This window comes from Pseudomonas subflava (genome assembly GCF_023823685.1).
In the GTDB taxonomy this organism is placed as follows: domain Bacteria; phylum Pseudomonadota; class Gammaproteobacteria; order Pseudomonadales; family Pseudomonadaceae; genus Aquipseudomonas; species Aquipseudomonas subflava.
The window spans coordinates 87,160-99,460 of sequence record NZ_JAMXBF010000001.1 but is presented as its reverse complement, the minus strand read 5'-3'; the positions used below and the strand labels follow the sequence as shown (position 1 = coordinate 99,460).

The following is a 12,301-nucleotide window of genomic DNA, read 5'->3' as shown; positions in this document are numbered from 1 at the left end:
GTGCGCCGTGCGCACCAAGGCCACGGCGTACATGCCCGGCCGCCCTAGCGCTCGAACTCGCCGTGGCGTCCCGCGCCGTCGCGAAAACGGCGGGCGCCGGTGCCGGTCTCGCCGCTCTCCACCACGGCCAGGCCGCCGCGGAATTCGGCACGCAGCGCCGCCTCCAGCGGCAATTCCCACTGACCATAGGCACTGGCCCGGTCCGCCAGCAGGCAGCGTTGCGGGAACGCGGCGATATCACGCGCCAGGGCCTCGGCCACGGCGCGCGCCTGCCCTGGCTTCACCACCCGGTTGACCAGGCCCATCTGCAGCGCCTCCTCGGCCTGCACCGGGCGGCCGGTAAGGATCAGGTCGAGCGCCCGGCCCTGACCGACGATGCGCGGCAGGCGCACGGTCCCGCCGTCGATCAGCGGCACGCCGAAGCGCCGGCAGAACACCCCGAGCACCGCGTCCGCCGCCATCACCCGCAGATCGGCCAGCAGCGCCAACTCCAGGCCACCCGCCACCGCATGCCCCTCGATGGCCGCGATCAGCGGCTTGGTCAGCAGCATGCGGCTCGGCCCCATCGGCGCGTCGCCCTCCTCTTCCAGGCGATTGCTGCGTGCCCCACCTTCGGCCACCGCGCCCAGGTCGGCGCCGGCGCAAAAGGTGCCGCCCGCCCCGGTAAGCACCGCCACACGCGCCTCGTCATCCGCCTCGAAGGCGCGCAACGCGTCGGCCAGGGCCTCGGCCGTGGGCCGGTCGACGGCATTGCGCACCTGAGGGCGATCGATGATCAGCGTGGTAACCGCGGCATTCTTCTCGATCAACACCGCCATGGCGGAAACTCCGTGAGGGGCCGGCAGGGTGCGCCGCGCGCACCGAGTTCCTGCATCCATGCAAACCCGGCGCATCCTGACGGCAGGCGAAAAAAGGCCGGCATCGCTGCCGGCCCTTCACGTTAACCTCACCCCGGGGAGAAAGCAGCGCGCTGGCCGATCTCCCCGCAGAGCTGGCGGATCAGCCCGCGTGCTTCTGCAGGTTGGCCATCATCTCGCGCAGGGCGGTGACGTTGTCGTCCGGGTGTGCCGCGCCCTCGAAGTCGCCGATCTGCTTCCAGCTGGCCGCCACGTCTTCCGGGCTGAAGCCGGTCTTCGGATCGAAGCCGGCGCCCAGGCTGCGCTCCCAGCGCACCTTGCCCATCCAGCCGCCGCCGACTTCGTAGAGGCCGCCGGTGTCCTGGCATTGGTTGCTGCCCAAGTACACCACCAGCGGGCTGACCAGCTCGGGCTTGAGCTGCTCGAACACCTGCGGCGGGATCAGGCCCTCGGTCATGCGCGTGCCGCCGGTGGGGGCGATGGCGTTGACCAGTACGTTGTTCTTGCGGCCCTCGATGGCCAGCGTGCGTGTCAGGCCGTACAGGCCGAGCTTGGCCATGCCGTAGTTGGACTGGCCGAAGTTGCCGTAGATGCCGGAAGTAGACGCGGTGAAGATGACGCGGCCGTACTGCTGCTCGCGCAGGTGTTCCCAGGCGGCGCGGGTAACCTTGTATGCGCCCTCGACATGGACCTTGTAGACCAGGTCCCAGTCGGCGTCTTCCATCTTGTGAAAAGACTTGTCGCGCAGGATGCCGGCGTTGTTCACCACCACGTCGATGCGGCCGAAGCTGTCCAGCGCGCATTGCACGATCTTGCCACCGTCGGTCACCGAGTCATGGTTGGCCACCGCCTCGCCACCCAGCGCCTTGATCTCCGCGACCACCTTGTCGGCGGCCGAGGCATTGGCGCCTTCGCCGTGGGTACTGCCACCCAGATCGTTGACCACCACCTTGGCGCCATGCTGGGCAAACAGAAGCGCGTGGGCGCGACCCAGGCCGCCACCGGCGCCGGTGACAATCACCACTTGATCTTGAAAACGGATGGCGTCGCTCATGGACAGGATTCCTCAGGCAGTCGACTAAAAGCCCGAGTGTCCGGCAGATGCCGCGCGCTTCACAAGCGCGCGCGGCCTGCCTGAATGACAGCCGATAATGCGACCTTATGCGCCGCCACCGCCGCCGCCCGCACCACCGGCACCGCCGGAGCCGCCGGCACCACCCGAGCCACCGCTACCACCGGTCGCGCCGCCACCGGTGGAGCCACCGCCAGTGCTGCCGCCTCCGGTAGTACCGCCGCCGGTGCTACCACCCGTGCCGCCGGTGCCGGTACCGGTGCCGCCGGTAGGACCACCGGTCGAGCCGGTGCCGGTGCCGCCAGTGGTACCGGTGCCCGTGGTTCCTGAGCCAGTGCCAGTACTGGTACCCGTACCAGTTCCGGTGCCAGTGCCGGTGCCGGTACCGATCCCGCCGTTACTACCGGTTCCGGTGCCAGTTCCCGTGCCGGTGCCGCTGTCAGTACCCGTTCCGGTGCCGGTCCCAATGCCAGTGCCCGTACCGGTGCCTGTACCGGTCCCGTTACCCAGGCCGGTACCGGTGCCGTTGGTGCCGGTGCCGGTGCCATTGCCGGTCGGCGAGCCCGGCGTGAAGGTGCCGGTCCCGGTACCAGTACCGGTGCCGCTATCGGTGCCGTTCGGCGAGGTGCCGCCGGGGACTTCGGCCGGGGTCGGCGAGGTCGCTCCCGGATTGGTCGGGCCTGTGGAGTCGGTCTCGGCCAGCGCGGGTACGGAGACGCCGGTCAACAGGGCGCTGAACACCAACGCCGAAAGCGGTTTCTTGTTCATGGGCTCACCTCGAAAAATGGATGTGTTACGAAGAAAACGAGTGAGCAGCGGTGCGAGAGGTTCGACAAACCTGATCAGCGGCAATCCTCGGAGAACGTGCCGTCAGACTGAGCGAAACGGCAGAAAACGCGGAGAGGATGATTGCGCGCCAGGGCCGGAAAAGCCTTTCCAGCCCCGGGCGATGGCGCAAACGGAACGGCCCCGGCGCGGGGCCCGATTCAGGCCTGGCGGATCAGGCTGAGATGGTTGTACAGGTGCATCACGTGGGCCTGGGCGTACTCCTGGTGATCGAGGGCGCCATAGGCGAAGTGGGGCTCGAGCGCGCCGGTGTGGGCGGCGAAGCGCTCGAAGGCGGCCTGCAGGCGCTGCAGCGCGGCGTCCTGGCTGGCCGGTTCGGCCAGCGGCGCGGCGCCGGGGATGGCCTCCGTCAGCGGGTGGCGCATGGCGCCGCGGGCGCTGAACACGGTGAAGGCGGCGGGCCCGACGCTGTGGCGAAACCAGGCCGGCTTCAACTCGGGGTAGCCGTCCAGCGAATACTCGATGCTCTGCGCGCAGTGGTTGAACACCTCGGTCGGGGTCCAGCCCTCGATGCTGGTCAGGGTTTTGCCCTCGAAGTCCTTCAGCACCCTGCGCGCGCCGTCCAGACTCAGCGCCGCCGGCGCAGCGCCGCTGGACAGCGCCCAGAAGCCGGCACCCAGGACCACGACACCGCCTACGGCGGCACCTTTCAACAGAGTGCGTCTTTGCATGCGATGGCCTCCAGGCGCTCACGGAACTCCAGATAATGGGCAAGCACCTCTGCGGGTGCCTCGGTCTGCGGATAGTGGCCTATGGCCGGCAGCAAAACCGTGTCGGGGCTCTCGATCAGCTCACGATAGCGCTCGACCATGTGCGCCCCGGAAATCGGGTCGAGCGCGCCGTCGATCACCCGCATCGGCACGTCCGTTTCCTGCATCGCCGCCACCCAGCGCTCGCGGTTGACGCGGCGGTCGAGGATGTAGCGAATCAGCAGGTGCATGACCTTGGGGCCGTCGTTGTGCGAGATCAGCTCCCAGAAGGCATCCAGCTCGCTCTCGCCGGGCGGCGTCTGCGGGCCGAACACCTTGGTCAGGTTGGCCTTGAGCTTGGCCCGCGAGAACAACCCGCCCAGCAACGAACCCAGCGGGCTGAGCAGCAACTTCTGCATCAGCACCGGGCGGTGCGTCTCGGGGAACAGGCCGCCGTTGAGGAAAACGCAGCTGGCCAGTTGGATGCGCCGCTCCTGATGCCGCGCCAGCAGCTCCTGGGCCACGCTGTCGCCATAGTCATGCGCCAGCACATGCACCGGCTCGGCGATGCCCAGGTGGGCCAGCAGCGCCTGCTGCAGGTCGGCCTGCTCCAGCAGGCTGTAGCGATGACCGCGCGGCTTGGCCGAATAGCCGAAGCCGAGCATGTCGCAGGCGATGACCCGGTACCTGGCCGCCAGCGGCTGCCACAGGTAATGCCAGTCCCAGCTGGCGGTGGGGAAGCCGTGGATCAGCAACAGCGGCTCGCCCTCGCCCGCCACCCAGTAGCGGATGGCCTGGCCGTTGAAGCTGAAGCCGCGCCCCTGCGCCCGCCAGTCGGCCAGGGCAATGCCCGGCAGCGAACTCACTGGTCGTAGCCCGGCATCTGCTGATCGAGCTTGCGCAGCAGCGCTGGCCACGGCAGTGCACCGCCCATGCCCTGCGGGCTCTTCATCACGCCGGCGATCATCGCCCGCGCGCCGTCGAGGATCTGCTGCGGAATGTGGATCAGCTCGCCACCGCCGCTCTGCGCCATCACCTGGATCTCGCAGGCGCGCTGCAGGGTGAACATGCCGAGGAAGGCATCGGCGATGCTGCCGAAGGCGGTGAGCAGGCCGTGGTTGGGCAGAATCATGAAGTTCTTGTCGCCCAGGTCATGCTGCAGGCGCGACTTCTCGTCGTGGTTCAGCGCCACACCCTCGTAGCCGTGGTAGGCCAGGCTGGCGAGGACGAACAGCGACTGCTGCGACAGCGGCAGCAGGCCGCCCTTCTGCGCCGACACGGCGATGCCGGCGGCGGTGTGGATGTGCAGCACGCAGCCCACGTCATGGCGGACTTCATGCACCGCGCTGTGGATGGTGTAGCCGGCCGGGTTGATGTCGAACGGGCCGTCCATCAGCTTCTTGCCGGCCAGGTCGACCTTGACCAGGCTGGACGCGGTGATCTCGTGGAACATCAGCCCGTAGGGGTTGATCAGGAAGTCCTCGGTGCCGGGGACCTTGGCCGAGATGTGGGTGAAGATCAGGTCATCCCAACCGTACAGGGCGATCAGTCGGTAGCAGGCGGCGAGGTCCACGCGGGCGCGCCATTCGGCCTCGGAAACCTGGTTCTTGACGTTGGGAAGGTTGAGCGGAGCGTTCACGGCGGTCACCTCGGCACTGTTGTTGTGCCGAGGAGTCTAGCGAGGCTCGTCGCCCTCACCAGTCGCCTTGCAGGCCAGCGCACTGGCCTTGCGGGTCAGACCAGGTCGGCGTGGTCGCGGCTCAGCAGCGGCCAGGCGGCCCGTGCCTGCGGATCGTCGGCCAGCAGGCGGAAGTCCTCGAAGCGAAACTCCGGCGCCACCGTGCAGCCGACCAGGGTGAAATCGCCCAGGCTGCGCGCCGCCTGCCAGGCGCCTGCCGGCACCACGCGTTGCGGCAGCTGGCCGTCGGCCACCGGGCCGAGGACCTCGCGGCGCAGCGTATCCGGCGTCTCGCCGATCAGCAGCTCCAGCGGTGCACCCTCGTGAAAGTGCCAGAGTTCGTCTGCGTCAATGCGGTGCCAGCGGCTGGCGACCCCGCCCGGCAGCAGGAACAGGATGGCGCTGGAGGCGGCACGGCCAGCGCCATCGCGCACCGACGAGGTGAACAGCCGCCGGTAATAACCACCCTCGGGATGGGCGGCCAACTGCAGCTCGCGGATCAGCTCTGCGACGCGCGGATGCATCAGAGCGCCTGGGCCAGCTCGGTCAGCCAGGGCTTGGCATCGGTGTCGGGCGTGACGGTCTCGCTGGCGTCCAGGCGCAGCATCGGCAGCGCCTCGCGCACGCCCAATTCCAGCAGCAGCTCGCGCATCTGCTCGCCGCCGCCGCAGAACACGTCGTAGCTGGAGTCGCCCAGGGCGATCACCGCGCCAGGCACACCGCTCCACGCCGGGAAACGGTCGCGCAGCGCGTAGTAAAGGTTCTGCAGGTTGCCGGGCAGCTCGCCCATGCCGGTGGTGGACGTCACCACCAGAATGGCCTCCGGGCCGAAGGCGAGCAGCTCCTCGAGCGTCACGCCGAGCTTGTGCCAGGGCTGGTGGCCGGCGGCTTCCAGCACCTCCACGGCGACGCGGGCAACGTCTTCCGCGGCACCGTAGACCGAACCGGACAGGATGGCGATTTTCATGGATTTCTCCGCAAGGCAGTGGGCATCGGCCGCGCATTATGCCGCATGTGCGTTCGTCGGGCCGCTCTGAACTCGCGTTGCGCGCGCGAATCCCAAGGCTGCGGTGCTCAGCTTTTCAGAGTGGCAGACGCGCAGTTTGCCGCCATTCGCCCTGAACGCCGGGAGATCGTCATGTCCGCGCACAACAGCCTGTCCAGCGAGGAACTGGACTTCATCCGCCACGTCTTCGACAGCCCCCTGAACGGCAAGTCCCTGCCCTTCCCCAGCTACACCATCGACGGCGGCCCCAGCGCTAACGCGCTGCTCGCACGCCTGGGCACCCACGCAGGGCTGTGCCTGGAAGCACGCCTGGACGACTGCCGGATGAGCTTTCCTCTGCAACTGGTCGAAGACGAGTTGCACGGCCTGCACCTGGAGATGGGCGCACCGAGCATCTACCAGGAAGGTGCCGTGCGCCGCCCCTGGCGCGTGACGCTCGATACGCCATTGCGCCTGCATCGGGAAAACGGTGAAGACGCCGGCCTGCGGGTCCTCGAGCTGTCGCCCCACGGCCTGGTACTCGAGGCGGCGAACGACGATCTGCCGGGCCGCTTCGCGCTCTGGCTGCCGCTTGCCGGCAACCTTCGCCTGCCGATCCGCGGCGAGCGGATTCGCCGCATCGCCCCGCGGCAGGCGGCGTACCGGCTGCAGCTGCAACACGATGATCATGTCGAACGCTTGCGCCAGTTCATCTTCGAGCAGTACCGTCAGCGCCACCCGGAATTGCGGATCGGCGGCCGACCGCTATCCTGAACACCGCAATTTCTTTTGTCCTCAAGGACATAGGCCAAAGCAATCATATCCATGGGTTCTATCAATTAGCGTCTTTAGCCACAGACGCTAGGATAGGCCTCGTAAATTCTTCACCCCACATTCAAAAACCATAAGGAGTTCTCAGAATGTCCCTGATCAACACCCAGGTTCAGCCGTTCAAGGCCAACGCTTTCCACAACGGCAAGTTCATCGAAGTGACCGAGGAAAGCCTGAAGGGCAAGTGGTCCGTCCTGATCTTCATGCCGGCAGCCTTCACCTTCAACTGCCCGACCGAGATCGAAGACGCCGCCAACAACTACGCCGAGTTCCAGAAGGCCGGTGCCGAGGTGTACATCGTCACCACCGACACCCACTTCTCCCACAAGGTCTGGCACGAAACCTCCCCGGCCGTGGGCAAGGCTCAGTTCCCGCTGATCGGTGATGCCACCCACCAGCTGACCAACGCCTTCGGCGTGCACATCCCGGAAGAAGGCCTGGCCCTGCGCGGCACCTTCGTGATCAACCCGGAAGGCGTGATCAAGACCCTGGAAATCCACTCCAACGAGATCGCTCGTGACGTGGGCGAAACCCTGCGCAAGCTGAAGGCTGCCCAGTACACCGCCGCTCATCCGGGCGAAGTCTGCCCGGCCAAGTGGAAGGAAGGCGAGAAGACCCTGGCTCCGTCCCTGGACTTGGTCGGCAAGATCTAAGGTCTTGCGCGGGGCTACGGCCCCGCTCCGTTTCCGCGCTTCGCCGCTGTACCCCAGCCGCAAGTGCCCGAACGCCCGGGCGCGATCCGTCCGGGCGTTTGTTTGTCCGAAATTCGCTAGAGGATTCCCGTCATGTTGGACGCCACTCTGAAAACCCAGTTGCAGGCTTACCTCGAGAAGGTCACCCAGCCCTTCGAGATCGTCGCGTCCCTCGATGACAGCGCGAAATCCCAGGAACTGCTCGGGCTGCTCAACGACATCGTCGGCCTGACCGACAAGATCACCCTGAAGACCGATGGCAACGACGCCCGTCGTCCATCGTTCTCGCTCAACCGCCCCGGTGCGGACATCGGCCTGACCTTCGCCGGTATCCCCATGGGCCACGAGTTCACCTCGCTGGTGCTGGCGCTGCTGCAGGTTGGCGGCCACCCGTCCAAGCTGGACGCCGAGACCATCGAGCAGATCAAGGCCATCGAGGGCACGTTCGAGTTCGAGACCTACTTCTCTCTGTCCTGCCAGAACTGCCCGGACGTGGTCCAGGCGCTGAACCTGATGGCCGTGCTCAACCCCAACATCCGCAACGTCTCCATCGACGGCGCGCTGTTCCAGGAAGAAGTCGAGCGTCGCCAGATCATGGCCGTGCCGAGCATCTACCTGAACGGTGAGGTGTTCGCCTCGGGTCGCATGGAGGTGAAGGAAATCCTCGCCAAGATCGACACCCAGGCCGGCAGCCGCGACGCCGAGAAGATGAACGCCAAAGAAGCCTTCGACGTGCTGGTGGTCGGCGGTGGCCCGGCCGGCGCCGCAGCCGCCATCTACGCCGCGCGCAAGGGCATCCGCACCGGCGTCGCCGCCGAGCGCTTCGGCGGTCAGGTGCTGGACACCATGGCCATCGAGAACTTCATCTCGGTAAAGGAGACCGAAGGCCCGAAACTGGCCCGCGCGCTGGAAGAGCACGTGCGCGAGTACGAGGTCGACATCATGAACCTGCAGCGCGCCAGCGCGCTGATTCCGGCGGCCGAAGGCGGCCTGCACGAGGTGCAGTTCGAGAATGGCGCCAGCCTCAAGGCCAAGACCGTGATCATCTCCACCGGCGCCCGCTGGCGCGAGATGGGCGTGCCCGGCGAGCAGGAATACAAGGCCAAGGGCGTGTGCTTCTGCCCGCACTGCGACGGCCCGCTGTTCAAGGGCAAGCGCGTGGCGGTAATCGGCGGCGGTAACTCCGGCGTCGAGGCGGCCATCGACCTGGCCGGCATCGTCGGCCACGTCACCCTGCTGGAGTTCGCCGACACCCTGCGTGCCGACGCCGTGCTGCAGAAGAAGCTCTACAGCCTGCCCAACGTCACCGTGATCAAGAGCGCCCAGACCACCGAGGTCAAGGGCGACGGCCAGAAGGTCACCGGCCTGGTCTACAAGGACCGCGCCACCGAGCTGGTGCAGGAAGTGGCGCTGGAAGGCATCTTCGTGCAGATCGGCCTGCTGCCCAACAGCGACTGGCTGAAGGGCAGCGTGGAGATGAACCGCTTCGGCGAGATCGAAGTCGACGCCCGCGGCCAGACCGACGTGCCCGGCGTGTTCGCCGCCGGCGACGTGACCACCGTGCCGTACAAGCAGATCGTCATCGCCATGGGCGAAGGCTCCAAGGCCTCCCTGAGCGCCTTCGACTACCTGATCCGCCACAGCTGATCGGCGCCGCCACGAAGAAGCCGGGCTCGCGAGAGACCCGGCTTCTTCGTGCCCGCGATTTACTCACATGGACTTGTCCATGGGTTGTGCGATACGCGCCAATAATCACCGCTCGCACCAACGATTACCGCTCGGTATAAACGGTGCGCACGGCGCACCCTACGCGACAACCGCGGCTCCGGCGCAACGCCGAATATCGCTCCCCACGCAACGCCGGACGTAGGGTGCGCCGTGCGCACCAACGATCACCGCTCCGTACAATCGGTGCGCATGGCGCACCCTACGCGACAGCCGCGGCTCCGGCGCGACGCCGAACACGGCGCGCCCACGGTGCCCCCTACTGGGCGGTGAGCACCCGGTATTCGTCTTCGGCCAGTTGGTCGGTAAGGCCGCTGACGAAGTCCAGGAGCAGCCGTGCGCGGTGGTAGAACTCCCACAGCGGCGCGTCCGCCCCGGCGTGCTCGCCGAGGGCCACCTGGTAGGCGGCCAGCAGGTGGCTGGGCAGGCGGCGTACCAGCATGCGCAGGTCGGCGCGACCGCGGCCTTCCAGCAGCGCGGCGAACTCTCCGCCGCCCGTGCCGAGCAGCGCGCCGTACACCTCCAGCAGTCCCTGCAGAATGCGCAGGCCACGCAGCTGCAGGGTCTCCACCTCGCGGTGGCAGAACACATGCTCGGCGCCGACGCGCTTGAACGTCTGCACCACCGCGCAGGCGGGGCTGTCGTCCTCCAGCAGGGCGCGATCGAGGGTGCCGGCGTATACCGCGTCCAGCTGCGCGATGAATTGCTCGGCGGCGTGCTGCACCAGCGGATGGATCAGGTTCACCCGCAGGCGGATGAAGAACTTGCCGACCTTGTCCACCGGCTCGTCGTCGGCGCGCTGCAGGGCGTCCTGCAGCAGTTCGTCGAAGCTGCGGTCGTTGGCATCGATAGCCCGTACGTCCGGCCAGTCGCGCGCGAAGGTGCCGCGCAGCAGCTCGCACAGCCGTGGCAGGTCGAGGATGCCCTTGACCACCGCGTCCTCCAGGTCGGCCAGGCAGTAGGAGATGTCGTCCGCCGCCTCCATCACGTAGACCAGCGGATAGCGGGTCTGCGGCTGCATGCCCAGCGCCTGCCACAGTGTTTCGACGAAGCCCTGCTCGCTCAGGTAGAAGCCCGGCTTCTTGCGCAGGTAGGCGCCGGCGCTGCCCCGCTCCGGCTTCGGCTGGTGCGCCGCGCGCACGTACTTGAGCATGCACGCGGTCTGGCTGTAGGTCAGGTTCATGTCGTGCAGGCGATGCACCAGGCGGATGGCCTGGGCGTTGCCCTCGAAGGCGGCGAGGTCGGTCAGCATCTGCTGGCGCAACTCGGAATCACCCTGCGGCACCGCGGCGGCGAACAGCCCCTCGAGGTGGCGCGCGCACCAGTCGCCGATGGCGAATTCGCCGAAATGGCCGAACGGCGGATTGCCGATGTCGTGGGTCAGGCAGGCCATCTCCACCAGGGTTTCCAGCGCCCGCTCCAGATCCTCCAGGCCATACCGCTTGGCATCGTCCCCGAGCTTCTGGAACAGCGTGCGCACGATGTGCCGGCCGACCTGCTGCACTTCCAGCGAATGGGTCAGGCGGCTGCGCACCGCGGCGTTGCGCTCCAGCGGGAAGACCTGGGTCTTCTGCTGCAGCCGCCGCACCGCCGCCGAATTGAGAATGCGCCCGCGGTCGCTCTCCAGGTGCTCGCCCAGTTCGAACAGCCAGTCGGCGTCGCCGGGCCGGGGGGCCGTGCCGCTGTCGCGGGCACGGCCCAGGGAAATCTTCGCCTTGAAGTCCAACGCACTCGCTCCTTGCCGATCAGGCCGCAGCCTACCGCGGCGGCCGCCGCGACGACAACGCTGGCCGCGCCGCGGTGCCGCCGGGTTATCCTGAGCGCCCCTTTCACCTCGACCACGCCATGAATCCCGAAGACCTCCTCCTGCTGGTGACCCGCACCATGCCCTTCGGCAAATACCAGGGCCGGCTGATCGCCGACCTGCCCGGTAACTACCTCAATTGGTTCGCCCGCGAGGGTTTTCCCAAGGGCGAGATCGGCCGCCTGCTCGCGTTGATGCAGGAGATCGACCACAACGGCCTCAAGCCGCTGCTGGAGCCGCTACGCCAGGGCAAACGCTGATGCCCCGGCATTTGCGCCGGCAATAAGCGCCGCGCCCGTCGGCCGCCTCGTTTAGGGTACGGGCTCGTCTCCCACCTTCGAGGAATCGCCATGCATCCCTATTTCAGCCTGCAGGGCCGTACCGCCCTGGTCACCGGCGGCAGTCGCGGCATCGGCCGGATGATCGCTCAGGGCCTGCTCGAGGCCGGCGCGCGCGTGTTCATCTGCGGCCGCGATGGCGCCGCCTGCCTGCAGGTGGCCGAAGAACTGTCGCTGCATGGCGAGTGCATCGGCCTGGCCGCCGACCTGTCCGGCGAAGAAGGCGCCCGCGCCCTGGCCGAGGAACTGAGCGGCCGCATCGAGCAACTCGATATTCTGGTGAACAACGCCGGCACCACCTGGGGCGCGCCGCTGGAGAGCTACCCGGTCAAGGGCTGGGAGAAGGTCATGCAGCTCAACGTCACCGCCGTGTTCAGCTGCATCCAGCAACTGCTGCCGCTGCTGCGCAAGGCGGGTAGCGAGGCCAGCCCGGCACGGGTGATCAACATCGGTTCGGTGGCCGGCATCAGCTCCTTCGGCGAACAGGCCTACGCCTACGGCCCGAGCAAGGCGGCGCTACACCAGCTGTCGCGCCTGCTGGCCCGCGAGCTGGTGAGCGAACACATCAACGTCAACGTGATCGCCCCCGGACGCTTCCCCAGCAAGATGACCCGCCACATCGCCGGCGACGAGGCGGCCATGGCCGAGGACGTGGCGCACATCCCGATGCGCCGCTGGGGCCGCGAGGAGGAGATGTCGGCCCTGGCCATCAGCCTGTGCAGCGCGGCCGGCGCCTACATGACCGGCGCCATCATCCCCATCGACGGCGGCTTCAGCCTCTAGT

Annotated in this window: 14 protein-coding genes; 5 read left to right on the top strand and 9 right to left on the bottom strand. The window is 67.6% G+C overall.

Annotated features, from left to right (window positions below):
• Nucleotides 1–44: 44 nt before the first annotated feature.
• The 8 genes from NF616_RS00435 to NF616_RS00400 form a co-directional block, all read right to left on the bottom strand.
• The gene (locus NF616_RS00435; RefSeq protein WP_252270915.1) at nt 45–818 is read right to left on the bottom strand and encodes a crotonase/enoyl-CoA hydratase family protein; all 774 of its coding nucleotides are present in this window, start codon (nt 816–818) and stop codon (nt 45–47) included.
• 181 nt (nt 819–999) lie between these two features.
• Entirely contained in the window at nt 1,000–1,911 is a 912-nt protein-coding gene (locus tag NF616_RS00430; protein ID WP_252270913.1) for an SDR family oxidoreductase, read from the bottom strand.
• A gap of 105 nt (nt 1,912–2,016) precedes the next feature.
• Nucleotides 2,017–2,697: a hypothetical protein gene (locus tag NF616_RS00425; RefSeq protein WP_252270911.1), complete on the bottom strand. Its 681-nt coding sequence runs from the start codon at nt 2,695–2,697 to the stop codon at nt 2,017–2,019.
• Between the two features lie 218 nt (nt 2,698–2,915).
• The gene (locus NF616_RS00420) at nt 2,916–3,446 is read right to left on the bottom strand and encodes a DUF1569 domain-containing protein (RefSeq protein WP_252270910.1); all 531 of its coding nucleotides are present in this window, start codon (nt 3,444–3,446) and stop codon (nt 2,916–2,918) included.
• Nucleotides 3,425–4,330, bottom strand: coding sequence for an alpha/beta fold hydrolase (locus NF616_RS00415; RefSeq protein ID WP_252270906.1), 906 nt, complete (start codon nt 4,328–4,330; stop codon nt 3,425–3,427). Before NF616_RS00415 ends, NF616_RS00420 begins: the two co-directional genes overlap by 22 nt.
• Nucleotides 4,327–5,103 (bottom strand): class II aldolase/adducin family protein, encoded by a 777-nt coding sequence (locus NF616_RS00410; RefSeq protein ID WP_434091837.1) that lies wholly within the window; start codon nt 5,101–5,103, stop codon nt 4,327–4,329. Before NF616_RS00410 ends, NF616_RS00415 begins: the two co-directional genes overlap by 4 nt.
• A 95-nt stretch (nt 5,104–5,198) precedes the next feature.
• On the bottom strand, nt 5,199–5,666 hold the full coding sequence (locus NF616_RS00405; protein WP_252270901.1) for a cupin domain-containing protein: 468 nt from the start codon (nt 5,664–5,666) through the stop codon (nt 5,199–5,201).
• Nucleotides 5,666–6,109: a flavodoxin gene (locus NF616_RS00400; protein ID WP_252270897.1), complete on the bottom strand. Its 444-nt coding sequence runs from the start codon at nt 6,107–6,109 to the stop codon at nt 5,666–5,668. Before NF616_RS00400 ends, NF616_RS00405 begins: the two co-directional genes overlap by 1 nt.
• A gap of 171 nt (nt 6,110–6,280) precedes the next feature.
• On the opposite strand from NF616_RS00400, the gene NF616_RS00395 reads away from it, so the two are divergent.
• The 3 genes from NF616_RS00395 (at nt 6,281) to ahpF (ending at nt 9,297) form a co-directional block, all read left to right on the top strand.
• Nucleotides 6,281–6,901 (top strand): hypothetical protein, encoded by a 621-nt coding sequence (locus NF616_RS00395; protein WP_252270895.1) that lies wholly within the window; start codon nt 6,281–6,283, stop codon nt 6,899–6,901.
• Nucleotides 6,902–7,047: 146 nt separating this feature from the next.
• A complete protein-coding gene (gene ahpC / locus NF616_RS00390) occupies nt 7,048–7,611 on the top strand; it encodes an alkyl hydroperoxide reductase subunit C (RefSeq protein WP_252270894.1) in 564 nt (187 codons plus the stop codon).
• Nucleotides 7,612–7,743: 132 nt separating this feature from the next.
• Complete coding sequence (gene ahpF / locus NF616_RS00385) at nt 7,744–9,297, top strand: alkyl hydroperoxide reductase subunit F (protein ID WP_252270893.1); 1,554 nt, start codon at nt 7,744–7,746, stop codon at nt 9,295–9,297.
• Between the two features lie 337 nt (nt 9,298–9,634).
• Here ahpF and dgt read toward each other — a convergent pair whose 3' ends face one another.
• Nucleotides 9,635–11,101 carry a dGTPase gene (gene dgt / locus NF616_RS00380; RefSeq protein ID WP_252270888.1) on the bottom strand — a complete coding sequence of 489 codons (1,467 nt, stop codon included), beginning with the start codon at nt 11,099–11,101 and terminating at the stop codon, nt 9,635–9,637.
• 119 nt (nt 11,102–11,220) lie between these two features.
• Between dgt and NF616_RS00375 the strand changes: the two genes are divergently transcribed.
• Nucleotides 11,221–11,439, top strand: a complete 219-nt coding sequence (locus NF616_RS00375) for a DUF3820 family protein (RefSeq protein ID WP_137971305.1) — start codon at nt 11,221–11,223, stop codon at nt 11,437–11,439.
• Nucleotides 11,440–11,529: 90 nt separating this feature from the next.
• Nucleotides 11,530–12,300 (top strand): SDR family oxidoreductase, encoded by a 771-nt coding sequence (locus tag NF616_RS00370; RefSeq protein ID WP_252270885.1) that lies wholly within the window; start codon nt 11,530–11,532, stop codon nt 12,298–12,300.
• Nucleotide 12,301 lies beyond the last annotated feature (1 nt).

Coding starts and splice junctions, on each gene's coding strand:
- NF616_RS00435 (WP_252270915.1), bottom strand. CDS start 818: ATGGCGGTGTTGATCGAGAAGAATGCCGCGGTTACCACGCTGATCATC.
- NF616_RS00430 (WP_252270913.1), bottom strand. CDS start 1,911: ATGAGCGACGCCATCCGTTTTCAAGATCAAGTGGTGATTGTCACCGGC.
- NF616_RS00425 (WP_252270911.1), bottom strand. CDS start 2,697: ATGAACAAGAAACCGCTTTCGGCGTTGGTGTTCAGCGCCCTGTTGACC.
- NF616_RS00420 (WP_252270910.1), bottom strand. CDS start 3,446: ATGCAAAGACGCACTCTGTTGAAAGGTGCCGCCGTAGGCGGTGTCGTG.
- NF616_RS00405 (WP_252270901.1), bottom strand. CDS start 5,666: ATGCATCCGCGCGTCGCAGAGCTGATCCGCGAGCTGCAGTTGGCCGCC.
- NF616_RS00400 (WP_252270897.1), bottom strand. CDS start 6,109: ATGAAAATCGCCATCCTGTCCGGTTCGGTCTACGGTGCCGCGGAAGAC.
- NF616_RS00395 (WP_252270895.1), top strand. CDS start 6,281: ATGTCCGCGCACAACAGCCTGTCCAGCGAGGAACTGGACTTCATCCGC.
- ahpC (WP_252270894.1), top strand. CDS start 7,048: ATGTCCCTGATCAACACCCAGGTTCAGCCGTTCAAGGCCAACGCTTTC.
- ahpF (WP_252270893.1), top strand. CDS start 7,744: ATGTTGGACGCCACTCTGAAAACCCAGTTGCAGGCTTACCTCGAGAAG.
- NF616_RS00375 (WP_137971305.1), top strand. CDS start 11,221: ATGAATCCCGAAGACCTCCTCCTGCTGGTGACCCGCACCATGCCCTTC.
- NF616_RS00370 (WP_252270885.1), top strand. CDS start 11,530: ATGCATCCCTATTTCAGCCTGCAGGGCCGTACCGCCCTGGTCACCGGC.